Origin of the sequence: Gordonia sp. NPDC058843, from assembly GCF_042743165.1 — a bacterium.
Classification (GTDB): Bacteria; Actinomycetota; Actinomycetes; order Mycobacteriales; family Mycobacteriaceae; genus Gordonia.
In genome coordinates this window covers 1-22,196 of the sequence record NZ_JBHYNC010000046.1, presented here as the reverse complement: position 1 = coordinate 22,196, position 22,196 = coordinate 1, and the positions used below count along the sequence as shown (strand labels likewise).

The following is a 22,196-nucleotide window of genomic DNA, read 5'->3' as shown; positions in this document are numbered from 1 at the left end:
CTTACGTGGTGCTGTTGCGACGCGTCAGACGACGCAAGCGCCGATCGCTACGTAGCGGGTTCGAGATTCGCGAAGTGTTTGAGGGTGTCGGCCTCGATGGTCTTGTAGACGGTCGACGACGCCGGGCCGGAGAACGCGGTGACCACCCGCGAGGAGGTGGGCAGTTCCAGCGCGAAGGTCCACTTGAGCCGGCAGCCCACGTCGGCGGGCAGGATCTCGGTCGCCTCGCCGAAGCGTCGGATGCCCGGGACGTTGGCCCTCAGAACACGGAAACCGTTGCGGTAGTGCCCTTTCTCGGAGTCTTCGGTCCAGTCGAAGAAATCTTCCTCGAGGGTGACGTATCCAGGCCCGAGGACCGCTCGGCGCTGTGTCCCCACGCCGTACGGCGGCGGTGACACGAACTCGATCTTCTTGATCGCGCGGCACCAGTCCAGCGTGTGCTGACGGGTGAACTCGGCCCACGCGCGTGCCGGTGTGACCGGCAGGCGGACGTCGATGACATGCCGGACCGGCGCATCGTCGAAGAAGTCGTTATCGAAGGTCTGCAGCTCATGGGAACGTGCCATGGGTCACATTCAAGCATGGCGCCGGTACCGGTGCGCCATCCGAGTCCCGGGCGCGCGCGGGTTGCGGCCGAGGGCCGTCTCGGGTGGGGTTGACCGACCGGAAGGTTCGTCTGTTCGGATGACACTGTGCGACAACGTTTTTGTCGGACCCGGGTGCGACAGTGCGTGCAGATGTGGGACCGCTTCCCAGGTGCCGCACGACAGAGAAGGACATACGATGACCGACCCCCAGAATCCCCAGAACCCCGCGCCGGGGCATCCCGGACAGCCGGGACAGCAGCCCCAGTACGGTGCGCCGCCCCCGGGGCAGCCTTACGGTCAGACCCCGCCGCCGGGGGCCGCCCAGTACGGGCAGGCGCCCTACGGCGCTCCGCCCCAGCCGTACCCGCCGCAGCCCTACCCGGCGCCGCCGGCTCGCAAGAAGAAGAAGTGGCCCTGGGTCCTGGGTGCCCTCGTGGTTCTGCTGATCATCATCCTGGCGGCCACCTCCGGCGGAGGCTCGGAGGACACGGATACCACCGCTGACTCGGGTGCTTCCACCGCGACCGAGCAGGGGGAACCGGCCGGCGCCGACAGCGAGGATGCGGTGCCTGGCCTCAACACTCCGGTACGCGACGGCAAGTTCGAATTCGTGGTGACCGGCGTCGAGCCCGGCCTGACCTCGGTGGGAGACAATCCCTATCTGACCGAAGAAGCCCAGGGGCAGTTCGTGGTCGTCACCATGTCGGTGAAGAACACCTCGGACCAGCCGCAGAGTTTCTCTCCGACAGGACAGAAACTGTTCGACGCCGAGGATCGCAGCTTCGAACCCGACACCACGGCCCAGATCGCGCTCGGCGGGTCGGATATCCCGGTGTGGGACAACATCAATCCCGGGAATGCCGTGACCGTCAAGCTGGTCTACGACATGCCGGCGGGCGCGACACCGGCGTCCATCGAGCTGCATGACTCGATGTTCTCCGGTGGTGTGACGGTGAACCTCGGCTGATCACTCGAAGAGTTTTCGTGACCGGCGAACCTCGCCTCGACTCCTGGACTTCGATCGAAGTTCATCAGTCGAGATGAGGTTCGCCGGTCACGGCGCGGTTGTGCCGGAGCCGACTGGATCCGTGGGACGCTCCCGTGCGTCCAAGTGTCGTGAACACTTTCCCGACCGATGAACACGGACTCATCCGTCGCGCCGCGACCCTGCGACTGGGGATCAACGACGACGCGGTGACTGCCGCCGTGAGGCGCGGCGAATTGATTCGTCTCGCCCCGGGGGTCTGCGCGTTCTCCGCCGATGATGTGTCAGCCGAGGATCCCGGAGACCGCAAGTACCGACTCCGATCGATCGCGGTTGCCACATCGGCTCGCGACCGCGACGCGTCGATCCTCAGTCACGACTCGGCGGCGGCGCTTCACGCGCTGCCGCTGTTGCATCCGGAACGCGAGGTCGTCCATCTCACGAAGACGGAAGAGGTCGGCGGGTTCGGGCACGGCTTGCGCATTGTTCATGCGGGACCGGTGGCGCCCGACCACGTGGTCCGCGTCAACGGAGTTCGGGTCACGAATCTGGAACGCACTGCGGTAGACGTCGCGATGGCCGGTGACTTCGCCCAGGCGCTGGTTGTCTTCGACCGGGCTCTGGCTGCCGGCGCCGATTCCGGAACGATGAGTCAGCTCCTCGGGTCACGACGGCGGTGGCGGGGCGCCGGAGTCGCCCGACGAGCTTTCTCGCATGCCGACGCCGCGTCGGAGAGTGTGGGGGAGTCGTGGAGTCGAGCGCAGATGATCGAAGCCGGATTTCCGATGCCGCGTATGCAGCACACATTCGAGACCGACGAGGGCCCGGCACGTGTCGACTTCGATTGGGACGGAGCCCTTGTCGGCGAGTTCGATGGGCTCCAGAAGTACGGGCGACTGCTTCGTCCCGGTGAGACCCCGCGCGATGCACTCATCCGGGAGAAGCGCCGAGAAGATGCGCTCCGAGCCCAGGGGATCATGGTGCTCCGGTGGACGTGGTCGACGCTCGAGAAGAACGAGCTCGCAGACCTCCTCCGTCCGTGGTTGAACCGGCTCCCCGCAGCTTGACCGACGAACCTCGACTCGACTCCTGGACTTCGATCGAAGTCCAGCAGTCGAGTTGAGGTTCGTCGGTCGCGGGAGCCGCGCGTGCCGGTCACGGCACCAAAAAACAGAGCCCGGGACGGTCCAACCGTCCCGGGCTCTGTCCAGAAATCCGTCAGCCGTGGTAGGGCTCCGCGCTGACCAGTGTCACCTTGATGGTGGCACCACTGGGGACGGAGTACTCGCGGGTCTCGCCGACCTTGGCGTCGATGAGCGCAGCGCCCAGGGGGGAGCTGGGGGAGTAGGTCTCCAGGCCGCCCTGGCCGCTCTCCTCGCGGGTGGCGATGAGGAAGGTCTCGGTGTCCTTCTCGTCACCGTCGTAGTAGACGGTCACGACGGAACCGGGAAGTGCGACTCCGGACTGGGTGGGTGCCTCGCCGACCTTCGCGCTGTTCAGCAGTTCCTGCAGCTGGCGGATGCGCGCTTCCTGCTGACCCTGCTCTTCGCGGGCGGCGTGGTAGCCACCGTTCTCCTTGAGGTCGCCCTCTTCGCGACGCTCGTTGATCTCGGCGGCGATGACCGGACGGTTGGCGATCAACGAGTCGAGCTCGCTCTTGAGGCGGTCGTGCGACTCTTGGGTCAGCCAGGTCACCTGGGTGTCGGTCATCGGTCACTCCTTTGTGTTGTCCGCGGCCCCCGGGCGACCGTTTACACCTGGGAGCATATGGACTGCTAAAAATGCAGCAACACGACCCCTCGCGGAGCCGTGTATCCGTCCAGGATACCAGGTGATGAGACCTATGGCACATCGGTTGTGCCGCGCGACACCGACCCGAGTGCGTCCTGATAGGTCGGTTCCATCCGCTTCAGCCATCCCACAACGAAATACGTCAGCGGCATGAGGACGATTTCGACGAGGGTCTTCCAGACGAACCCGACGATCGTGTAGTTGACGAAATCTCCCCAGGTGGAGATACCCAGAGCGGTCGCGGCGATCGAGCAGAAGACGAGGGTGTCGGCGAATTGCCCGACAATCGTCGAACCCAGCAGCCGGGCCCAGAGACGACGTTCGCCGGCGCGTTCCTTCATTTTGACCAGGACGAAGGAATTGAGGAATTCGCCGACGACATAACCGGCCAATCCGGCGAGCAGGAATTGCGGGACGACACCGGCGACCGTCTCGAAAGACTCCTGTCCTTCGTAGAAATCGGCGGCGGGCAGATGAATGGTCAACCAGAAACAGAGCGACGCAAGAATCAGTACCGCGAATCCCGCGAGGATCGTCCGGCGCATCGCGCGGAACCCGTACACCTCGCTGATCACATCGCCCAGGACGTACGCGAGCGGGAAGAGGAAGAAGGCGCCGTCGGTCACCAGGCCGTTCATCTGGATCGGCCCGAGATCGACGCGGAGCCAGTCGTCGAACAGCACGACACCCTTGGTGCCGGTGACGTTGCTGATGAGCATGACGCCGACGAAGAGTGCGACCAGCAGAGGGAAGTACCGACTGCCGATCGAGGCGAACGCAGCGCGCGGCGCCGGCAACGCGCCCTGTCCGGTCGAGGGGGTGGTCACGAGGCCGACTGCTTCAGGTAGGCGGGCACGTCGAGGGTGCAGCCGAACACCTCGCCGATCACCGGCGGCCGCGAGGTCGTGACCTCGGTCCGCACACCGATGCGCTCCGCCGAGTCCGCGGGGATCAGGACCTCTCGACGGCCGGTCTCGCCGCCGTCGCGGGACCGACCGCGCACCACGCAGGCGGCCGCCCGGCTCGGATCGGAACGTTCGACGGTGAACTGCACCGCGACGGTCGAGCCGTCGATGATCTCGTAACCGGTGGCCTCACCGGTCACGTCGGCCGAGGAGAACTTGCTGTAGCCGATGACCGCGAGTGCGACGCCGGCCGCGACGACCAGGGTCGACAAGGCGACGAACCAGCGACGACGCCCCCGGGCGGTCTCCGAACGCTCCGGGTAGGTGGCGCGCGGACCGCTGTGCGGCCGCTCGGTCTCAGGCGTCGCGCGTGGTGCGTCACCGGCGTCTGCGGCGCCCCCGTCCGAACTGTTCACGCGTCAATACCTACCATGGGAGGAGTAGCGATCCGAAGGTGAGGAACTGTGACCGAATCCCACGTCGGCGACCCCAAGTCGGGGGTGTTCCGTCTGATGGCGGTGCATGCGCACCCGGACGACGAGTCGAGCAAGGGTGCGGCCACGACCGCGAAGTATGCGGCCGAGGGCAACGAAGTGCTTGTCGTCACACTCACCGGTGGTGAACGTGGCGACATTCTGAATCCGGCGATGGACCGGCCGGGGATCAAAGAGCGGATGACCGAGGTCCGTCGCGAGGAGATGGCGAAGGCCGCCGAGGCCCTGGGGGTCCGGCACACCTGGCTCGGCTTCGTCGACTCCGGGCTCCCCGAGGGGGACCCGCTCCCGCCGCTCCCGGAGGGGTCGTTCGCGACGGTGCCCCTCGACGAGGCCACCGAGGCGCTGGTGCGCGTGGTCCGCGAGTTCCGTCCGCACGCGATCATCACCTACGACGAGCACGGTGGATACCCACACCCCGACCACATCCGCTGTCATGAGGTGTCGGTGGCCGCCTATGAGCAGTCCGGTGATCCGGACGCGTTCCCCGGCACCGGTGAACCGTGGACGGTGTCGAAGCTCTACTACACCCACGGGTTCATCCGGGATCGGATGGTGCTCTTCTCTGACGAGTTCGCGCGGCACGGACAGGAGAGTCCGTTCGCCGAGTGGCTCAGCAAGTGGGACCCGAGCCGCGGTGACCTCATGGGCCGTGTGACGACGCAGGTCGAGTGCTCCAAGTACTTCCCGCAGCGTGACGACGCGTTGCGCGCGCATGCCACTCAGATCGACCCGAACGGGGTGTTCTTCGCAGTACCCCTGGAGTGGCAGCAGCGGCTGTGGCCGACCGAGGAGTTCGAGCTCGCCAAGACCCGGGTCAAGACCGCGTTGCCCGAGACCGACCTTTTCTCCGGGATCGAGGCGTGATGACCAGCAGCACCGTCGTGGACACCGTGATGGTCCTCGCGCAAGAGCCGCAGGGGCCGGAGTTCGGCAAGGCCTCACCGCTGGGCCTGCTCGTCATCTTGCTGCTGCTCGGCGGAACCGCGTTCCTGATCTGGTCGATGAACCGGCAACTGAAGAAGCTGCCCGCGTCCTTCGATACCGAGCATCCCGAAGCCGACCAGGCCTTCGACGAGGGCACCGACTCGCCCGGCCCGGCCGAGTCGGATACCGCGGTGCCGGAGGCACCCGGAACCCCGGATGCAACGAGTGCCGCGGGCACCGACGACCGACGGCCCGCCGACACCTGACCCGCACGCGACGGGCGATCACCCGTGACTGCGGAGGGTCGCGACGAATTGCTCCATCGCCCAGTCGATCTCGGACTCCGTGATGACAAGCGGCGGTGCGAGGCGCAGGGTCGAGCCATGCGTGTCCTTGGCCAGGACCCCGCGTTCGGACAGCCGACGGCAGAAGTCCTTTCCGCTGCCCAGTGCGGGGTCGAGGTCAATGCCCGCCCACAGGCCGAGGCCGCGCACCGCGACGACGCCGTCGCCGATGAGGTCTCCGAGTCGGGCGTGCAAGTGCTCGCCGAGTTCGGCCGCGCGCCGCTGCCACGTCCCCTCGGCGAGCATGTCGACGACGGTGTGACCGACGGCGGCGGCGAGTGGATTGCCGCCGAAGGTCGATCCGTGTTGACCGGGGTGCAGGACACCGAGGACGTCGTGGTCGGCCACCACCGCCGACACCGGCAGCAGTCCGCCACCCAACGCTTTCCCCAGGAGGTAGACGTCGGGTTCGACTCCCCAGTGCTCCACCGCGAAGGTCCGACCGGTCCGGCCGAGGCCGGACTGGATCTCATCGGCGATGAGGAGCGCATTCCGCTCCGTGCACAGGGCCCGCGCACCGGGCAGATAGTCGTCGGGAGGTACGACGATGCCGGCCTCACCCTGGATGGGTTCGAGGAGGACGCCGACGGTGTACTCGTCGATCGCCGCGTCGAGCGCGGCCACGTCGCCGAACGGCACGCGGACGAATCCCGGTGTGTACGGGCCGAATCCGGTGCGTGCCTCGGGGTCGTCGCTGAAGGAGACGATCGTCGTGGTGCGTCCGTGGAAGTTCCCGCCGGCCACGACGATCGTGGCGCGACCGTCGGGCACGCCCTTGACGTCGTAGCCCCACTTGCGGGCGACCTTGATGCCGGATTCCACCGCTTCGGCACCGGTGTTCATCGGTAGCACCATGTCCTTGACGCACAGGGAAGCCAGTGCGGCGCAGAAGGGTTCGAGGCGATCGGACCGAAAAGCGCGGCTGGTGAGCGTGACCCGCGCGAGCTGATCGAGTGCCGCGGCGACGATGCGGGGATGGCGGTGGCCGAAGTTGACCGCCGAATAGGCGCCGAGGCAGTCGAGGTGGCGACGGCCGTCGACATCGGTGATCCACGCCCCCTCGGCGGTGGCCGCGATCACTGGCAGTGGCGAATAGTTATGAGCCACATGGGGTTCGGCGACGTCGAGGGAGATGCCGGGATGGGTATCGGTACCGGCGTCGGGGCTCGTCATCGTCATGAATCGAGCGTATCGTCGAGATCTGGTGCAAACAATCGACGTCGGTTGCGTGCAGACGCAACAGATCGTCGTGGTGATGGCGAAGAGGAGGCTTCTGTTGCGGGCGCTGGACGATCTCGACGAGCAGGTGCTCGCGTGTCTCACCCGGGATGCCCGGTCGACGTATCAACAGATCGGGGAGCGGGTCGGGTTGTCGGCTCCCGCGGTGAAACGTCGTGTCGATCGACTGGTCGCCGACGGGGTCATCCGAGGCTTCACCGCGGTCGTCGACCCCCAGGCCATGCAGTGGACCACCGAGGCCTACGTGCTGGTGTACTGCCGGGGCAACATCTCGCCCGACCAGCTCGAGGCCGCCTGGGAACCCATACCCGAGGTGGTGAGCGCGGCGACCGTCACCGGTCAGGCCGACGCGATCCTGCGTGTGATGGCCCGCGATGTGCGACACCTCGAGCAGGCCCTCGAGCGCATCCGGCGGGCCGGCCCGGTGGATCGATCGGAGTCCATCCTCGTGCTCAGCGAGCTGATCGACCGCGGGCACCCGTGACGGCGGAACGGCGATGACCCTGTGCTAGTGTGGTCGCCGTGATCAGCACCGTGCGCGCGTATTGGCGCTTTATCGAGGCTCCGGGTGGGGCTATGATGAAGCGTTGAACTGACGCGCGTACGACACACCCGGAGCCCGAGCAGCGACCAGACGGTCGCTGCTCTTGTCATTTGAGCGGGGCTCCGACCACACCCAGGGCATGCCTCGTCGCAATCTCGACACGGGCATGACCTCGAAAGGCACACAACGTGACCACCTTGCCGGACCTCCCGATCCGATCCGACGACAACGCCGAATCGACTTCCGATCGCCGGATCAGGGCATTCCGTCCGATCCCGTCGCCTGACACCGTCCGCAGCGAACTGCCGCTGTCCGCACGCCGAGCCGTCGCCGTCCAGCGCGACCGGGACGAGATCGCCGACATCCTCGCCGGGCGCGACGACCGCCTGCTCGTCATCGTCGGGCCCTGTTCGGTCCATGACCCGATCGCCGCCATCGACTACGCCCGTCGCCTCGCGCCGCTGGCCGACGCGTACGCCGAGCGCCTCAAGATCGTCATGCGCGTCTACTTCGAGAAGCCGCGCACCACCGTCGGGTGGAAGGGTCTGATCAACGACCCCGGGATGGACAACACCTTCGACGTCGAGCGTGGACTGCGTACCGCCCGGTCGTTGCTGCTCGACATCATCGACCTCGGCCTGCCCGTCGGCTGCGAGTTCCTCGAGCCGACCAGCCCGCAGTACATCGCCGACGCGGTCGCTTGGGGTGCCATCGGCGCTCGGACCACCGAGTCCCAGGTCCACCGGCAGCTGGCGTCGGGACTGTCGATGCCGATCGGCTTCAAGAACGGCACCGACGGCAACGTCCAGGTCGCCATCGACGGTGTGAAAGCCGCTGCGGCCGAACATGTCTTCTTCGGAGTCGACGACTTCGGCAACGGCGCCGTCGTCGAGACCGCGGGCAACGAGGACTGCCACATCATCCTGCGCGGCGGCACACGCGGTCCCAACTTCGACGCGGAGTCCGTGTCGGCGGCGACCGCGGCGCTCGCCGCGGCGGGACTGCCCGGCCGGGTCATGATCGACTGTTCGCACGCCAACTCGGGCAAGGACCACGTCCGTCAGGCCGAGGTCGCCACCGAGATCGCCGCGCGACTCCGGGCGGCCCGCGAGGCCGGTGAGCCCTCGATGGTCAGTGGCGTCATGCTGGAGAGCTTCCTCGAGCCCGGCGCACAGTCGACCGAGGCCACCCCGCTGGTCTACGGCAAATCCGTCACGGACAAGTGCATGGGCTGGGAGGCCAGCGCGCAGGTCCTGGCGGCGCTCGCGCGGGGCTGACCCTTCGAGGCTCGTCGCTATCGCTCCTCGCACCTCAGGGAGCAGAGGGGTGTGCGCTCTTTGCAGCTCAGGGAGCAGAGGGGTGTGCGCTCCTCGCACCTCAGTATCTGTGGCCTGGCGGCCGCTGTGGATCACGAAAGACCCCCCCTGCTCCCTGAGGTGCGAGCGAAGCGAGCCACGAAGGGTCTCGCAACGTGTCTCACCAGGCCCTTCGAGGCTCGTCGACCTCGACGCGCTCCTTCGTCGCTTGCTCGGCCCGGCGGCTTGCGCTCCTCGCACCCTAGGGAGCAGGGGTTATGCGGTTCTTTCGGATTAGGGAGCAGGGGTGGGTCGCTTCTTCCGGATTAGGGAGCAACTGGTCGCGCGGCCGACCTCAGACCACGTCGACCTCGGCGGTCGAGTCCGGGATCGTGATGAGCGCCCGACGGCGCAGGGAGCCGCGGGGTGACCGCACCGACGACGCCACGCGGAATTCGGCCTCCCACCGGTCGGAATGGATGCGGTTGAGGAGATAACCGCGTTGCGAGTTGCCGAACCGGACGTGGGGTGACGCCTCCTTCAGACGCCGGTCGCCCTCGTCGCTGTCCTCTCCGTCGCCGCCCGACGTGATCGACGTCGCGGCGAGTTCGACGCCGCGCGTGGACGATTCATTTGTGTACGACGTCCGGAGGTCGGCGACCACGCTGCGGTGGATGTCTCCGGCGAGGGAGACCAGGTTGCGCACGCCGCGGTCGGCGGCACCATCGAGCACGCGGGCACGCGAGGCCTCGTAGCCGCTCCACCCGTCCATGCTGACCGCACGGGTCGAGCCGACGGTGCGTGCGAGATCGGCCATCGGTACCTGCTGGACGATCGCGTTCCATCGGTGCCGGGAGGACGCGAAGCCGTCGAGCAACCATCGTTCCTGCTCGGCGCCCAACAGTGTCCGGGACGGGTCGGCGGTGCGCGCGTTCTGGCCGGTGTCGTTGTCCCCGTTGACCTGATCGCTCCGGTGGCTGCGGGTGTCGAGGAGGTTGAGGTCGACGAGGTCCCCGAAACCCAGTCGACGGTGCGCGCGTATCACGGTGCCGTTCGGCCGGGCCGAGATCCGGACCGGAGTGTTCTCCCACCACGCACGCAGGGCGCGGGCACGACGCAGCGCGAACGTGGTCAGTGGCGCATGGTCCTCGGAAACCGCGGCGGCCCAGTTGTTGTCCACCTCGTGGTCGTCGAAGGTGATCACGAACGGTGCCATCGCGTGGGCGAGTTGCAGATCGGGGTCGGATTTGTACAGCGCGTACCGATCCCGGTAGTCCTCGAGGTCGACGGCCTCTCGGGTCGCCGAGAGCGGAAGGGCGGCAGCGCTTCTCGCGCCGCCCTGTGCGGGGATCGGCTTCTCGTAGATGTAGTCGCCGAGGTGGAGGACCACATCCGGTGCGTGCGCGGCCAGGTCGGCATAGGCGTGGTAGTAGCCGTCGGCCCAGTTCTGACAAGACGCGACGGCCAGCGTGAGGTTCTCGACGCGGGCGAAAGGCGCCGGCGCGGTTCGGGTTCGTCCGATGGTGGAGATCTCGCCGAGTGCCCGAAACCGATAGAAGTAGTCCGCGGACGGCGCCAGGCCGCGGACATCGACGTGAACGCTGTGTCCCCACTCCGGAGTCGCATGCACGGTGCCGCGACGCACGATCCGAGTCATCGATTCGTCGGCGGCGACCTCCCAGTCGACCCGCACCGGTCTCGGTTCCATTCCGCCACTCGGCGCGAAGGGGTTGCGCGACAACCTTGTCCACAAGACGACCCCGTCGGGGACGGGATCGCCGGACGCGACGCCCAGACCGAAGACGTTCGCGGAGCGGTCTGTGCCGGGAACAGTCGGTCGGGTCTCCCCGAGGAGCCCGGGCGTGAACGCCAGGCCGGTCACGAGCGCCGACCAGCTGAGGAATCGACGTCGCGATGTGCCCATGGGCTCACCCGACCAGGATCACCTGACCTGGATTCCACCTGTAGGCGGCGGGGACATGATGGGGAGGTGAAGTCTGCGACCACCGCGCCACCGGCGTCCCCGCCGCGTGTTCGCCCGGGCTACGCCGAGATGGTCGGCCCGCTCGGTTCGCTCCCGGCGCCGGCGGCGGCTCCGGTTCGTCTGTGCCGCTCGCGGATTCCGAGAGCGACGTCGACCGCCAGGAAGGCCAGGAGGCTGAGTCCGAGCAGGGGCACGAACCAGCCGACGACCACCGCGACCACGACGACCGCGACGGCCGCCGGCACCGGCACCCGCCGCAGTGCGCCGCGAGACGGCGGCCGGCCGACGGCAAGGGTTCCGGAGCGTCGTGGCCTCCGCTGCCACCACATCTGGTAGCCGCGGATGATCAGCAGCACCAGCGCCACCGCCAGGAGCAGGAGGGCGAGCTGGCTCACCCAGCCGAACAGGATTCCCATGTGCAGGGCGATACCCCACGTGGTGAGTTTCGCGGCGAGTGGCCAGTCGCCGAACCGGGATTCGTCCACGACGGCACCGGTCGACCCGTTCACCGCGATCGAGTCCTGGCCGAACTGCCAGGGTTGCCTCGTCTGGGCGACGGTGAAGGCCGTGTCCGCGCTGGCGGGTACCGAGACCTCGACCTTGCCGTCCACGCCCGCCGCCCGGGCGGTGTCGAGCACCCGGTCGAGTTGCGCGACCGCCTCCCCGGCCGCGACCGGCATCTCCTGATCGTGATCGCCGTGTCCGCTGTGGTCCCCGTGGCCGGCGTGGTCGCCATGACCGGCCGGTGCCGACGCCGACCCGGACAACGCGGTGTCGATGCCGGGGGTCGTCCAGCTCAGGGCGGTACGGAGTTCGGAGACGTTCTCGCCCGCGTATTTCGACCACGTGAGTCCGGTCGCGGACAGGAAGATGAGTCCCACGGCGATCCACACGCCGATCACACCGTGACGGTTGCGGGTGCGGTTGCGTCCGGTCGCCGACTTGTCGACGGTGACGAGGTCGGCGAGACGACGCTCTCGCCGGGCGCGGAATGCCGTGATCCAGAGGGCCAGACCGCCGAGGGCGATCACCCACAGCCAGGATGCGGCCAGTTCGCTGTAGATGCGGCCGGGTTCTCCGAGGTGGAGATTGCGGTGCAGTTCGCTGAGCCAGGTGCGCAGCGGCAACGAGGCGCTGCTGCCGTAGGACACGAGCTCGCCGGTCGATTCGAGCGTCACCGGGTCGATGAACACGGCCTGACGCTTCGATGCCCCGAGTGCCGGATCGTCGAAGAGGACCCGGGTGGTGTCGCCGGCCTCGGTGGCCGGCCGTACCGCGGACAGGGTGAGGTCCGGACGGAGCCGCACCGCCGCGGCTACCTGCTCGGCGACCGGACGGGCATCGCCGCTGCTCTCGGTGTGGAGTTGGTCGCTGTAGACGATCTGTTCGAGTGACGGGGCGATCGCGTAGAGCCCCCCGGTGATGGCGGCGACGATCAGAAACGGGGCGATGAAGATGCCGGCGTAGAAGTGTAGGCGGCGCAGCAACGGCTGCCAGGTGGTCGGGGCGGACCGGTGGCCGCGGGTGCTGGCGTCCGGTGGGCTGCCGGGTGGGTTCTCTGGTGGATTCTCGGGGCGGGACAGGTCGGACAGGGACACGTGTTGGCCTCTCATGCGGAAGACGGCACGCGGAAGGCGACCACGATCGGGTGGGACGGCAGACGCGCGCCGACCGGCCCGTCGGAATGACGGGTCGGCGAAGGATGGATCAGCGCGTGAGGGCGGGTGGTCCGCGGGTGTCGAGTGCGGCAATGGCGCGCAGACGGGGCCGAGCGTCGCTGTCCACCGGGTGCGGTACGCGCACGGTCGAATCGTCGGCGGGCGGGTCGAGAACGGCCCGGATGAGCGCGACGATCGCGGTCAGGACGCTGAGGAGCGCGGGCTCGGCGACGCGGATGGCGGCGGCGGTGAGCAGCGTCGCCACCGCGTGCACCAGCAACATGGAGTGGCTGGGGGTGTGCGTGAGTGCCGCAGCGGCGGTGTGGTGGGCCGACGAGGAGTCGAGCGCGGTGAGGGAGACGTGAGCGAGCAACTGTCCGGCCGCGAGAAGCCCGATCGTGCTGATCCAACCGGGACGACGACGAGACGTCGCGCCGATGGCCCAACCGAGCACAGTGCACGCCGCGGTCATGATCACGAGTGACGCGGTGGGGGGTGGCGAACCGGCCGCGAGGCCGTGCGCGGCCACCGCTGTGCTCGCCGACAGCGCGCCGACGACCCCACCGCGAAGGCGGTGGAGGGCGCGCATGTCCGGGTTCACGCACCGAGCATAGCGATCGCTACACCGCTCGGACCGCACGCGGTCACCGTAAGGGCAGGTCAGCCGAGCACGACGAGCCAGGCGGCGATGTAATGCAGCACGGCGGCGATCGCCGTGCAGGCGTGGAACACCTCGTGATGCCCGAAGGTCTCCGGCCACGGATCGGGCCAGCGTGCCGCGTAGAGGACGCCGCCCACGCTGTAGAAGACGCCACCGAGCGCGAGCAGAACCATGACGAGCACGCCGGTCTCACCGACGAGCGCCGGGGCGACCGCGACGATCACCCAGCCGAGCACGATGTAGAGGGTCACCCCCAGCCACCGGGGCGCGCCGGGCCACAGGATCTTGAGGGTCGCACCGGCGGTCGCGCCCGCCCAGACGATGCCCAGCACCCACCAGCTGGTCGGCGAGGGGAGGCCCAGGGCGCAGAACGGCGTGTAGGTGCCGGCGATGAACAGGAAGATCATCGCGTGGTCGGCGCGTTTCATCCGGGTCCGGGCACGCGCGGTCTTCCACGGAATCCGGTGGTAGCCGGCACTGATCGCGAAGAGTCCGAGCACGGTGACCGCGTAGACGGCACATGGGACGACGGCGACGGGGTCGCCGACCGTGGCCGCGCCGATGACCAGCGCGAGACCGGCGACGGCTGCCACGTACGCCGAGTAGTGGTGGATGACTCCGCGCATGCGTGGGCGGACCTCGTCCGGCGGATTCAGCAACGTACTCACCAAACCTACGGTACCGTAACTTCGCGCATCGGCGGCGCGGCCGGCCGCGCGATCTCGGCGCGTAAGGTGTCCTGCGTGACACGAGGCCGACATGACGCCGGAGCGAGGCGACGATGAAGTTGCTGCCCGATCGGCTCCGACGCCCCGTACTCTCCGTCTACGAACGCCGGCTGATCCAGCTCCTCGACGCCGAGCGCCTACCGCGTCACGTGGCGATCATCTGCGACGGCAATCGCAGGTGGGCGCGCGAGGCGGGTTTCGAAGACGTCAGTCACGGACACCGCGTGGGCGCACAGCGGATCGCCGACATGCTCGGCTGGTGTGCGGGCCTGGGGATCGAGGCCGTCACGATATATCTGCTGTCGACCGAGAACCTGAACCGTTCCTCCGACGAACTCGACGCCCTTCTCGAGATCGTGCCGGACATCGTCGACGAGATCTCCTCGCCCGAGGGCGAGTGGCGCATCCGCATCGTCGGCACCCTGGACTCACTGCCCGATCCGGTCGCCGGACGACTGCGCGCCGCCGCCGACCGCACCGCCGAACGGCGGGGGATGAACGTCAACGTCGCCGTCGGGTATGGCGGACGACAGGAGATCGTGGATGCGGTCCGCGCGCTGCTGGAGGAGAAGGTGGCGGCCGGGGCGAGTGCTGCGGAGATGGTGGACGCGGTGACCGTGGAGGCCATCGATGCCAATCTCTACACCAAGGGTCAGCCCGACCCGGATCTGGTCATCCGAACCTCCGGGGAACAGCGGCTGTCGGGATTTCTGTTGTGGCAGAGCGCTTATTCGGAGATCTGGTTCACCGACGCCTACTGGCCGGAATTCCGCCGGGTGGACTTCCTGCGCGCACTGCGCGATTACTCCGCGCGGAGTCGACGGTTCGGCAAGTGACCGCACGGTGCGGACCGATCGTCAGCGCGCGAGGGACTCGGCCAGCAATCCGGTCAGTGCGGCCAGATCGGTGCTGAACGTCGACGCCGCGGGAGTGCCGAATCCGACACCTATCCCGCCGGACGGCAGCGGGTCGGCGTCGGGATGCCGGAACAGGGACTGACCGGTCACCGCGATCCCGCGCTCGAAGGCCCGATGGACGATCACACCCTCGTCGGCGTGGTCGACAGGGATCAGCGCATGCAACCCGGCAGCGATCCCGGGGAGTTCCAGACCGATTCCGGCCAGGCCCGCGACGAGTGCGTCACGCCGGGTCCGGTAGGCCTGACGGCTGCGGCGGATGTGCCGGTCGTAGGCGCCCGAACCGATCAACTCGGCCAGCGTCAGCTGATCGACGATGCTCGCGTCGGCTTCCCGGAATCCCTTGCCAGACAACACCGGTTCGACCAGCCGCGCGGGAGCGGCCAGCCAGCTCGCGCGCACGGCCGGTGAGAGGCTCTTGCTCAGCGAGCCGGTGTGGACGACGACGTCGGGTCCGAGGGCCTGCAACGCGCCGACGGGTTCGCGGTCGTAGCGGAACTCGCCGTCGTAGTCGTCCTCCACGATGACGGCGCCGGTCCGCCGGGCCCAGTCGACCACCTGCATCCGGCGGGCCGGCGAGAGGGCGACACCGGTGGGGAACTGGTGGCTGGGGGTCAGCAGCACCGCGGCGGCCTCGGTGCGTTCGAGTTCGTCGATCACCATCCCGTCGGAGTCGATCCGCACCGGTACGACCCGGGCCCCGCCGCGCTCGAGGGCGTGCCGGTGGAAGGGCAGGCCATGGCTCTCGACCGCTATGGCACCGTCGATCACCGTGCGCGCCAACAATTCCAGCGCCGACAGAACCGACGTGCCCAGGATGATCTGGTCCGGGCTGGTACGGACGCCGCGGGTGCGGCCCAGGTAGGTCGCGAGCGTGCTGCGCAGCTCGACCCGGCCGCGGGGGTGGGCCGGTCCGAAGACGTCGTCCGGGGTCTCGGTGAGCGCGCGACGGGTGGCGCGAATCCAGTCGTTGCGCGGGAACATGCCGGCGCACGGTCGACCCAGCGAGAAGTCGTGGCGCAGTGCGGGTAGGGCGGTGGACGCGCCGGGATCGGCGGTGACCGGTGGACGCGCGGCACCGTCCGCGACCCGCGTGGCCGACCCCTGGCGAGCGGTCAGCCATCCCTCGGCGATGAGCTCGGAGTACACCGCCGACACGGTGCCGCGTGCCAGACCGAGGTCCGCCGCGAGAGATCGGTAGGGCGGCAACGCGGTTCCCGCGGGCAGACGGTTGTCGAGAATCGCCGAGCGCAACGCCTCGGTGAGCGCTCGGCGCCGGGTGGCTCCCCGCCCGCGGGCACCGGCGCCCGGATCGGGTTGCAGATCCAGGAACAGGTCGGCGCCGAGTCGCTCGGCGACTTGCGCCCACGGATCGGAAGGCGTCGAATTGACCTGCTTTTCTGTCACTGGATTGGACCACTTTCTTGAGCTAATTGCGGCATAGCCTAGTCCCGGGAACACACAGATGTCCGTCCTTGAGGAGGAGCGAGATGAAGATCGTGGTCGTGGGTGCCAGCGGTGCACTGGGGAGTCGGGTCGCCGACCTGCTCACCGAACGGGGGCAGGAGGTGGTTCGCGCGAATCGTGCGAGTGGCGTCGACGCCTACACCGGAGCGGGTCTGGCGGCGGCCTTCGACGGCGCCGACGTCGTCGTCGACTGCCTCAGCCTCCAGACGTTGAAGGCGAAGGAGGCGATCGACTTCTTCGAGACCACGGCGACCCACATCGGGCGCGCAGCCTCGGCCGCCGGTGTCGGGCACGTCGTGGTGGTGTCGATCGTCAACGCCGACGACCCGGCGGTGAACGCCAAATTCGGCTACTACCAGGGGAAGGCGGCGCAGGAAGCGGCCTACGAGAAGGTCGTCGAACCCTCCGCACTGACCATCCTCGCCTCGGTGCAGTGGTTCGAACTCGCGGAGCAGATGATGTCGTCGATGAGGCTCGGTCCGATCGCCGCGGTGCCCCGGATGCGGGTCGCTCCGGCGGCTGTCGCAGACGTGGCCGTTGCCGTTGCCGACGTGGTGACCGCGGGGCCGACGGGCAAGCGGAAGGTCGAGGTCGGCGGACCTGTGGAGATGGACCTGGTGGATGTCGCGAAAGCGGTTGCCGCGCAGACCGGCTCACCCCGGTGGGTGCTGGGTGTCCGCTTCGGCGGGCCGGCCATCCGTGGCGGTGGACTCGTGCCAGCCCAGCCCGACGTGGTGACCGTGACGACGCTCGACGGGTGGCTGGCCGGTCGCGAGAGTGCCCAGGCCGGCGGCCGGCGATGAGCACCGCAACCCGGCCCCCGACGAGAATGTGGATACCGCAGGACAATCCGTCCGTCTACAAGGCTCTCGTCGCGCTGCAGCGGGCGTCGTCGGCCGGTGTCGACCCGGAACTCGCCGAACTGATCGTGATCCGGGCGTCACAGCTCAACGGGTGCGCATACTGTCTGCACATGCACACCTCCGATGCCCTCGCCAAGGACATCGATCCACACAAGCTGATGCTCATCGCCGCGTGGCGCGAGGCCGGTGCGACGTTCACCCCGGCGCAACGAGCCGCGCTTGCGCTCACCGAAAGCGTGACCCTGATCGGGGAGCGGGGTGTTCCCGATGACGTGTTCGATTCTGTGCGTGCGCATTTCGACGCCACCGAGACGGGTCAACTGGTCGCCTCGATAGTGATGATCAACGCGTGGAACCGCATCGCCCTCGCCGGGGCGTATCCGGCCGGACTCGACGAACGTCGCGCCGCGTCGTCGGTCAGAGCTTCCGCAGGCGGACCCGGTTGATGGAGTGGTCGTAGTCCTTGCGCAGCACCAGTGACGCCCGCGGCCGCGTGGGGAGGATGTTCTCGATGAGGTTCGGACGGTTGATCGAGGTCCACAGATCCCGCGCCGCGGCCGTCGCCTGGTCGTCGGTCAGCGACGCGTACGCGTGGAAGTGCGAGTCCGGGTTGGCGAACGAGGTGGTCCGCATCTGCAGGAAGCGTGAGATGTACCACGACTCGATGTCGTCGATCTTGGCGTCGACGTAGATGGAGAAGTCGAAGAGGTCCGACACCATCAGCGTCGCGCCGGTCTGGAGCACGTTGAGGCCCTCGAGGATGAGGATGTCGGGCTGGCGCACATAGTGATAGACGTCGGGCACGATGTCGTAGGCGAGGTGCGAGTACACCGGCGCGGCGACCTCCCGGGCACCCGACTTCACCTCGGTCACGAAACGCAGCAGCGCCCGACGGTCGTACGACTCGGGAAATCCCTTGCGGTGCAGAATCCCCCGACGCTGCATCTCCGCGGTGCGGAGCAGGAACCCGTCGGTGGTGATCAGGTCCACCTTGGGGTGGGACTCCCAGCGGGCGAGCAGGGCGGCGAGAACACGAGCCGTCGTCGACTTCCCGACCGCGACACTGCCGGCGATCCCGATGACGAAGGGCACCTGACGATTGGTCTGCCGCTCACCGAGGAAGGTGGAGGTCGCCGCGAACAACCGTTGCCGCGCAGCGACTTGCAGGTGGATCAGACGGGAGAGGGGCAGGTAGACGTCGGCGACCTCGTCCAGGTCGATCTGCTCACCGAGGCCGACGAGCTCGGCGAGTTCGTCCTCGTTGAGGACCAGGGGCATCGACTCGCGGAGTTCGCGCCACTGCCTCCGGTCGAGTTCGAGATACAGACTCGGATCCCGATCGGTGGCATTGCGGGCCATCAGCGCAGCTCTGCCGACGTCGGTACCACCGCTCCCGGAGTGATCATGCGTACAGCTTAGGGCGGCGGACAACCGCGCCGATCGGTAGCCTGCCGATATGCCGTCCTCGCCCGTCGCCGACGCCGACCGCGCCTCTGACCCGCTGGTCACCGAGTACCTCCGTCTCGGACTCGCCTTCGATCGCCTCGAACGGGGCTTTGTCGACGCCTACACCGGCGACCCCGCCCTGAAGGCGGAGGTCGAGAACGCGCCGGCACCCGATCCGGTCCGGCTCGCCGAACGCGCGCGCGGACTGCGCGCCGACCTACCCGGCGCACTCGACGCGCCGCGCGCCGAGTTCATCGGAGCCCACCTTCGTGCCCTGGAGTTCTCGGCCCGCAAGTTCGCCGGCGACGACATCGGCTTCGTCGACGAGGTCCGCGCCTACTTCGACGTCGACATCGAGATGGCCGACCCGGATCGGTATCGACAGGCACACGCCGAACTCGCGCAGGCCCTCGGCGTCCCGGGTGCCATGGGTGAGGAACTGCGCAGCGCCTACACCGCGCATCGGCGTGCCGACGAGATCCCACCCGAGCGGGTCGACGAATGCGTCCGCGCGTTCAGTGGCGCGCTGCGCGAACGAGTGCGATCCGCATATCCGTTGCCGGACAACGAGATCGTCGAGTTCGAGGTCGTCACCGACAAGCCCTGGTCGGGTTTCAACTACTACCTCGGGGACTACCGCTCGCGCGTGGCCATCAACGCCGACCTCACGCAGTACATGTCCTCTCTGCCGACCCTCATCGCGCACGAGGCCTACCCCGGACATCACACCGAGCACTGCCGGAAGGAACAGCTGCTCGTCGGCGCGGGGCACGACGAACAGTCGATCTTCCTGGTCAACACCCCCCAGTGCCTGATGGCCGAGGGCCTCGCCGATCACGCGCTCGCCGCGATCGCAGGTGGCGACCGGTGGGCGTGGGCCCAGGAGATCTACGCCGATCTCGGACTCCGCTTCGACGCCGAGCGTGCGATGGGTGTCGGACGAGCCACGGCCGGACTGCTGGCCGTCCGTCAGGACGCCGCGCTCATGTTGCACGACCGCCACGCCGACGCCGACACCGTCGCCGATCACCTCCGGCGCTGGCTTCTCGCCCCCGAGGACCGGGCGCGGCAGATGCTGCGCTTTCTCACGTCGCCGCTGTGGCGCGCGTACATCAGCACCTACGTCGAGGGATACCGGTTGCTCGACCGATGGCTCGACGCCGCCGCCGACCGGGCCGCCGCCTTCGGGCGCCTGCTCGACGAGCCATTGATCCCGGCGAGTCTGCGGCGCGAACTCGGTGCCTAGAATCAGGGCCATGACCGCGAACCCGTCATCTGTGAATTCGATGTCCCTGGCCGAGCTCGACCCCGACGTGGCCGCCGCCATGAACGGTGAACTCAGCCGCCAGCGGGACACCCTCGAGATGATCGCCTCGGAGAACTTCGTACCCCGCGCGGTGCTGCAGGCACAGGGCAGCGTGCTGACCAACAAGTACGCCGAGGGATATCCGGGACGCCGCTACTACGGCGGGTGCGAGTACGTCGACGTCGTCGAGGACATCGCACGCAACCGTGCCAAGGAACTGTTCGGCGCCGACTTCGCCAACGTGCAACCGCACTCGGGTGCCCAGGCCAACGCTGCCGTGCTGCAGGCCCTCATGGAGCCGGGCGAGACCATGCTCGGTCTCGACCTCGCCCACGGAGGTCATCTCACCCACGGCATGCGCCTGAACTTCTCCGGCAAGCTCTACGAGAACGCCTTCTACGGCGTCAGCAAAGAGGACTTCCGCATCGACATGGACGAGGTGCGCAAGATCGCCCTCGACGTGAAACCGAAGGTCATCGTGGCCGGCTGGTCGGCCTACCCCCGCACCCTCGACTTCGAGGCGTTCCGGGCCATCGCCGACGAGGTCGGCGCCCACCTCTGGGTCGACATGGCACACTTCGCCGGCCTCGTCGCCGCCGGACTGCACCCGTCGCCGGTCCCGCATGCCGACGTCGTGTCCTCGACCGTCCACAAGACCCTCGGCGGACCCCGCTCCGGGATCATCCTCGCCAAGCAGGAGTGGGCCAAGAAGCTGAACTCGGCGGTGTTCCCCGGTCAGCAGGGCGGGCCGCTGATGCACGCGATCGCCGGTAAGGCAGTCGCGCTCAAGATCGCTGGCACCGAAGAGTTCGCCGAGCGCCAGCAGCGCACCCTGTCCGGCGCCCGGCTCCTCGCCGAGCGTCTCACCGGCACCGACGTGGCCGACGCCGGGATCTCGGTGCTGACCGGCGGCACCGACGTCCACCTCGTACTCGTCGACCTGCGCAACAGCGCCCTCGACGGACAGCAGGCCGAGGACCTCCTCCACCAGGTCGGCATCACCGTGAACCGCAATGCCGTGCCGTTCGATCCCCGTCCGCCGATGGTCACCTCGGGTCTGCGCATCGGCACCCCGGCGCTGGCCACCCGGGGCTTCGGCGACGAACAGTTCACCGAGGTCGCCGACATCATCGCCACCGCACTCGCGGCCGGCGACGCCGCCGACGTCTCGGCACTGCGCGGTCGCGTGTCCAAGCTCGCCCTGGACTTCCCGCTCTACGACGGTCTCGAGGAGTGGGGCCTCATGAGCCGGATCTGACCTCCGATTGCCCGGCCGGGCACCGCGTCAGTATCCTTTCGACGATGAACGCCCTCACTGAAGACGACCTGATCATCGCACTCGAAAAGGCTCTTCCCGAGATCGCCGAAGACCATCAGGCGGCCGCGAGCCCGTGGAATCCGCACGACTGGGTGCCGTGGGACGACGGACGCAACTTCGGGTTCCTGGGTGGCAAGGACTTCGACCCGTCGGAGGCCACCCTGTCCGACGAGGCCCGTGCGGGACTGCTCGCGCTGCTGCTGACCAAGGACAACCTGCCGTCGTATCACCGGGTGCTGGCCAAGCACTTCCCGGCGTTCTCCGACTGGCGTCAGCTCGTGGGAGTGTGGACCGCCGAGGACAACCGGCACGCCATCGTGCTGCGCGACTACCTGGTCGTCCGGCGCGCGATCGATCCGGTGGACGCCGAGGAGCGTCGTCGCATCCACGTCACCCAGGGGTACCGGCAGACGCCGGAGCAGGTCGATCCGCTCTCGCCGCTCGACGTGCTCGCGCTGATGGCCGTGCACGAGAACCAGTGTGTGCACTTCATCAAGCGCCTGTCGGCGGTCGCAGGCGACGAGACGCTCGTGGAGATCCTGACGAGGATCTCGAACGACGACCAGGGCCAGGCCACCACCTTCGCGGCCTTCCTCCACGCCGGAGTCGTGGCCGACCAGGACGCCACCGTCCTCGCGATCGACCGGGCGCTGGCCATCGACGAGCCCATCGGCCACGACATCGCCGACTTCGGCGATGAGCGCGCGCGCATCGCCGACTACGAGAACTGTCTCTTA

The 22,196-nt window shown here is 68.2% G+C and carries 23 protein-coding genes; 12 read left to right on the top strand and 11 right to left on the bottom strand.

Annotated features, from left to right (window positions below):
• Positions 1-47: 47 nt before the first annotated feature.
• Positions 48-566: an SRPBCC family protein gene (locus ACFW3F_RS21675; RefSeq protein WP_388061103.1), complete on the bottom strand. Its 519-nt coding sequence runs from the start codon at positions 564-566 to the stop codon at positions 48-50.
• 217 nt (positions 567-783) lie between these two features.
• Between ACFW3F_RS21675 and ACFW3F_RS21670 the strand changes: the two genes are divergently transcribed.
• Complete coding sequence (locus ACFW3F_RS21670) at positions 784-1,554, top strand: DUF4352 domain-containing protein (RefSeq protein ID WP_388061101.1); 771 nt, start codon at positions 784-786, stop codon at positions 1,552-1,554.
• Between the two features lie 149 nt (positions 1,555-1,703).
• The gene (locus ACFW3F_RS21665) at positions 1,704-2,639 is read left to right on the top strand and encodes a hypothetical protein (RefSeq protein WP_388061099.1); all 936 of its coding nucleotides are present in this window, start codon (positions 1,704-1,706) and stop codon (positions 2,637-2,639) included.
• A 151-nt stretch (positions 2,640-2,790) separates the two neighbouring features.
• Here ACFW3F_RS21665 and greA read toward each other — a convergent pair whose 3' ends face one another.
• From greA to ACFW3F_RS21650, 3 genes are all read right to left on the bottom strand, one after another.
• A complete protein-coding gene (greA, locus tag ACFW3F_RS21660) occupies positions 2,791-3,282 on the bottom strand; it encodes a transcription elongation factor GreA (protein ID WP_388061097.1) in 492 nt (163 codons plus the stop codon).
• Between the two features lie 131 nt (positions 3,283-3,413).
• Complete coding sequence (locus ACFW3F_RS21655) at positions 3,414-4,190, bottom strand: queuosine precursor transporter (protein ID WP_388061095.1); 777 nt, start codon at positions 4,188-4,190, stop codon at positions 3,414-3,416.
• Positions 4,187-4,684, bottom strand: a complete 498-nt coding sequence (locus ACFW3F_RS21650; RefSeq protein WP_388061093.1) for a DUF4307 domain-containing protein — start codon at positions 4,682-4,684, stop codon at positions 4,187-4,189. The genes ACFW3F_RS21655 and ACFW3F_RS21650 overlap by 4 nt, the downstream gene beginning before the upstream one ends.
• Positions 4,685-4,732: 48 nt before the next feature.
• Here ACFW3F_RS21650 and mca point away from each other — a divergent pair, with 48 nt between their 5' ends.
• Positions 4,733-5,629, top strand: coding sequence for a mycothiol conjugate amidase Mca (gene mca, locus ACFW3F_RS21645; protein ID WP_388061091.1), 897 nt, complete (start codon positions 4,733-4,735; stop codon positions 5,627-5,629).
• Positions 5,629-5,955, top strand: a complete 327-nt coding sequence (locus ACFW3F_RS21640; RefSeq protein WP_388061089.1) for a hypothetical protein — start codon at positions 5,629-5,631, stop codon at positions 5,953-5,955. The genes mca and ACFW3F_RS21640 overlap by 1 nt, the downstream gene beginning before the upstream one ends.
• Before the next feature lie 18 nt (positions 5,956-5,973).
• Here ACFW3F_RS21640 and rocD read toward each other — a convergent pair whose 3' ends face one another.
• On the bottom strand, positions 5,974-7,212 hold the full coding sequence (gene rocD, locus ACFW3F_RS21635; RefSeq protein WP_388061087.1) for an ornithine--oxo-acid transaminase: 1,239 nt from the start codon (positions 7,210-7,212) through the stop codon (positions 5,974-5,976).
• A gap of 97 nt (positions 7,213-7,309) precedes the next feature.
• Here rocD and ACFW3F_RS21630 point away from each other — a divergent pair, with 97 nt between their 5' ends.
• Positions 7,310-7,756: an Lrp/AsnC family transcriptional regulator gene (locus ACFW3F_RS21630; protein ID WP_388061127.1), complete on the top strand. Its 447-nt coding sequence runs from the start codon at positions 7,310-7,312 to the stop codon at positions 7,754-7,756.
• A 248-nt stretch (positions 7,757-8,004) separates the two neighbouring features.
• A complete protein-coding gene (locus ACFW3F_RS21625) occupies positions 8,005-9,093 on the top strand; it encodes a 3-deoxy-7-phosphoheptulonate synthase (RefSeq protein WP_388061085.1) in 1,089 nt (362 codons plus the stop codon).
• Between the two features lie 373 nt (positions 9,094-9,466).
• Here ACFW3F_RS21625 and ACFW3F_RS21620 read toward each other — a convergent pair whose 3' ends face one another.
• From ACFW3F_RS21620 to ACFW3F_RS21605, 4 genes are all read right to left on the bottom strand, one after another.
• Entirely contained in the window at positions 9,467-11,035 is a 1,569-nt protein-coding gene (locus tag ACFW3F_RS21620) for an alkaline phosphatase D family protein (RefSeq protein ID WP_388061083.1), read from the bottom strand.
• Between the two features lie 119 nt (positions 11,036-11,154).
• Positions 11,155-12,708 (bottom strand): PepSY-associated TM helix domain-containing protein, encoded by a 1,554-nt coding sequence (locus ACFW3F_RS21615; protein ID WP_388061081.1) that lies wholly within the window; start codon positions 12,706-12,708, stop codon positions 11,155-11,157.
• Positions 12,709-12,802: 94 nt separating this feature from the next.
• Positions 12,803-13,354 (bottom strand): hypothetical protein, encoded by a 552-nt coding sequence (locus tag ACFW3F_RS21610; protein ID WP_388061079.1) that lies wholly within the window; start codon positions 13,352-13,354, stop codon positions 12,803-12,805.
• Positions 13,355-13,413: 59 nt separating this feature from the next.
• Positions 13,414-14,082: a hemolysin III family protein gene (locus ACFW3F_RS21605; protein WP_388061077.1), complete on the bottom strand. Its 669-nt coding sequence runs from the start codon at positions 14,080-14,082 to the stop codon at positions 13,414-13,416.
• Between the two features lie 113 nt (positions 14,083-14,195).
• Here ACFW3F_RS21605 and ACFW3F_RS21600 point away from each other — a divergent pair, with 113 nt between their 5' ends.
• Positions 14,196-14,978 carry an isoprenyl transferase gene (locus ACFW3F_RS21600; protein WP_388061075.1) on the top strand — a complete coding sequence of 261 codons (783 nt, stop codon included), beginning with the start codon at positions 14,196-14,198 and terminating at the stop codon, positions 14,976-14,978.
• Between the two features lie 21 nt (positions 14,979-14,999).
• On the opposite strand, the gene ACFW3F_RS21595 is transcribed toward ACFW3F_RS21600, so the two are convergent.
• Entirely contained in the window at positions 15,000-16,466 is a 1,467-nt protein-coding gene (locus ACFW3F_RS21595) for a PLP-dependent aminotransferase family protein (RefSeq protein ID WP_388061073.1), read from the bottom strand.
• Positions 16,467-16,549: 83 nt separating this feature from the next.
• Here ACFW3F_RS21595 and ACFW3F_RS21590 point away from each other — a divergent pair, with 83 nt between their 5' ends.
• On the top strand, positions 16,550-17,329 hold the full coding sequence (locus tag ACFW3F_RS21590; RefSeq protein WP_388061071.1) for an NmrA family transcriptional regulator: 780 nt from the start codon (positions 16,550-16,552) through the stop codon (positions 17,327-17,329).
• Complete coding sequence (locus tag ACFW3F_RS21585) at positions 17,326-17,835, top strand: carboxymuconolactone decarboxylase family protein (RefSeq protein ID WP_388061069.1); 510 nt, start codon at positions 17,326-17,328, stop codon at positions 17,833-17,835. Before ACFW3F_RS21590 ends, ACFW3F_RS21585 begins: the two co-directional genes overlap by 4 nt.
• Here the strand turns inward: ACFW3F_RS21585 and coaA are convergent.
• The gene (gene coaA, locus ACFW3F_RS21580; protein ID WP_058250729.1) at positions 17,807-18,748 is read right to left on the bottom strand and encodes a type I pantothenate kinase; all 942 of its coding nucleotides are present in this window, start codon (positions 18,746-18,748) and stop codon (positions 17,807-17,809) included. The two genes, ACFW3F_RS21585 and coaA, sit on opposite strands and share 29 nt — an antisense overlap.
• Positions 18,749-18,845: 97 nt before the next feature.
• Between coaA and ACFW3F_RS21575 the strand changes: the two genes are divergently transcribed.
• The 3 genes from ACFW3F_RS21575 to ACFW3F_RS21565 form a co-directional block, all read left to right on the top strand.
• Complete coding sequence (locus ACFW3F_RS21575; protein WP_388061067.1) at positions 18,846-20,081, top strand: DUF885 domain-containing protein; 1,236 nt, start codon at positions 18,846-18,848, stop codon at positions 20,079-20,081.
• A 10-nt stretch (positions 20,082-20,091) separates the two neighbouring features.
• Entirely contained in the window at positions 20,092-21,399 is a 1,308-nt protein-coding gene (glyA, locus tag ACFW3F_RS21570; protein ID WP_388061065.1) for a serine hydroxymethyltransferase, read from the top strand.
• A 44-nt stretch (positions 21,400-21,443) separates the two neighbouring features.
• Positions 21,444-22,196: acyl-ACP desaturase (locus ACFW3F_RS21565; RefSeq protein WP_388061063.1), on the top strand; the 753-nt coding region annotated here is incomplete at its 3' end.

Coding starts and splice junctions, on each gene's coding strand:
- greA (WP_388061097.1), bottom strand. CDS start 3,282: ATGACCGACACCCAGGTGACCTGGCTGACCCAAGAGTCGCACGACCGC.
- glyA (WP_388061065.1), top strand. CDS start 20,092: ATGACCGCGAACCCGTCATCTGTGAATTCGATGTCCCTGGCCGAGCTC.
- ACFW3F_RS21640 (WP_388061089.1), top strand. CDS start 5,629: ATGACCAGCAGCACCGTCGTGGACACCGTGATGGTCCTCGCGCAAGAG.
- ACFW3F_RS21615 (WP_388061081.1), bottom strand. CDS start 12,708: ATGAGAGGCCAACACGTGTCCCTGTCCGACCTGTCCCGCCCCGAGAAT.
- ACFW3F_RS21585 (WP_388061069.1), top strand. CDS start 17,326: ATGAGCACCGCAACCCGGCCCCCGACGAGAATGTGGATACCGCAGGAC.
- ACFW3F_RS21620 (WP_388061083.1), bottom strand. CDS start 11,035: ATGGGCACATCGCGACGTCGATTCCTCAGCTGGTCGGCGCTCGTGACC.
- ACFW3F_RS21575 (WP_388061067.1), top strand. CDS start 18,846: ATGCCGTCCTCGCCCGTCGCCGACGCCGACCGCGCCTCTGACCCGCTG.
- coaA (WP_058250729.1), bottom strand. CDS start 18,748: ATGGCCCGCAATGCCACCGATCGGGATCCGAGTCTGTATCTCGAACTC.
- rocD (WP_388061087.1), bottom strand. CDS start 7,212: ATGACGATGACGAGCCCCGACGCCGGTACCGATACCCATCCCGGCATC.
- ACFW3F_RS21675 (WP_388061103.1), bottom strand. CDS start 566: ATGGCACGTTCCCATGAGCTGCAGACCTTCGATAACGACTTCTTCGAC.
- ACFW3F_RS21670 (WP_388061101.1), top strand. CDS start 784: ATGACCGACCCCCAGAATCCCCAGAACCCCGCGCCGGGGCATCCCGGA.
- ACFW3F_RS21590 (WP_388061071.1), top strand. CDS start 16,550: ATGAAGATCGTGGTCGTGGGTGCCAGCGGTGCACTGGGGAGTCGGGTC.
- ACFW3F_RS21600 (WP_388061075.1), top strand. CDS start 14,196: ATGAAGTTGCTGCCCGATCGGCTCCGACGCCCCGTACTCTCCGTCTAC.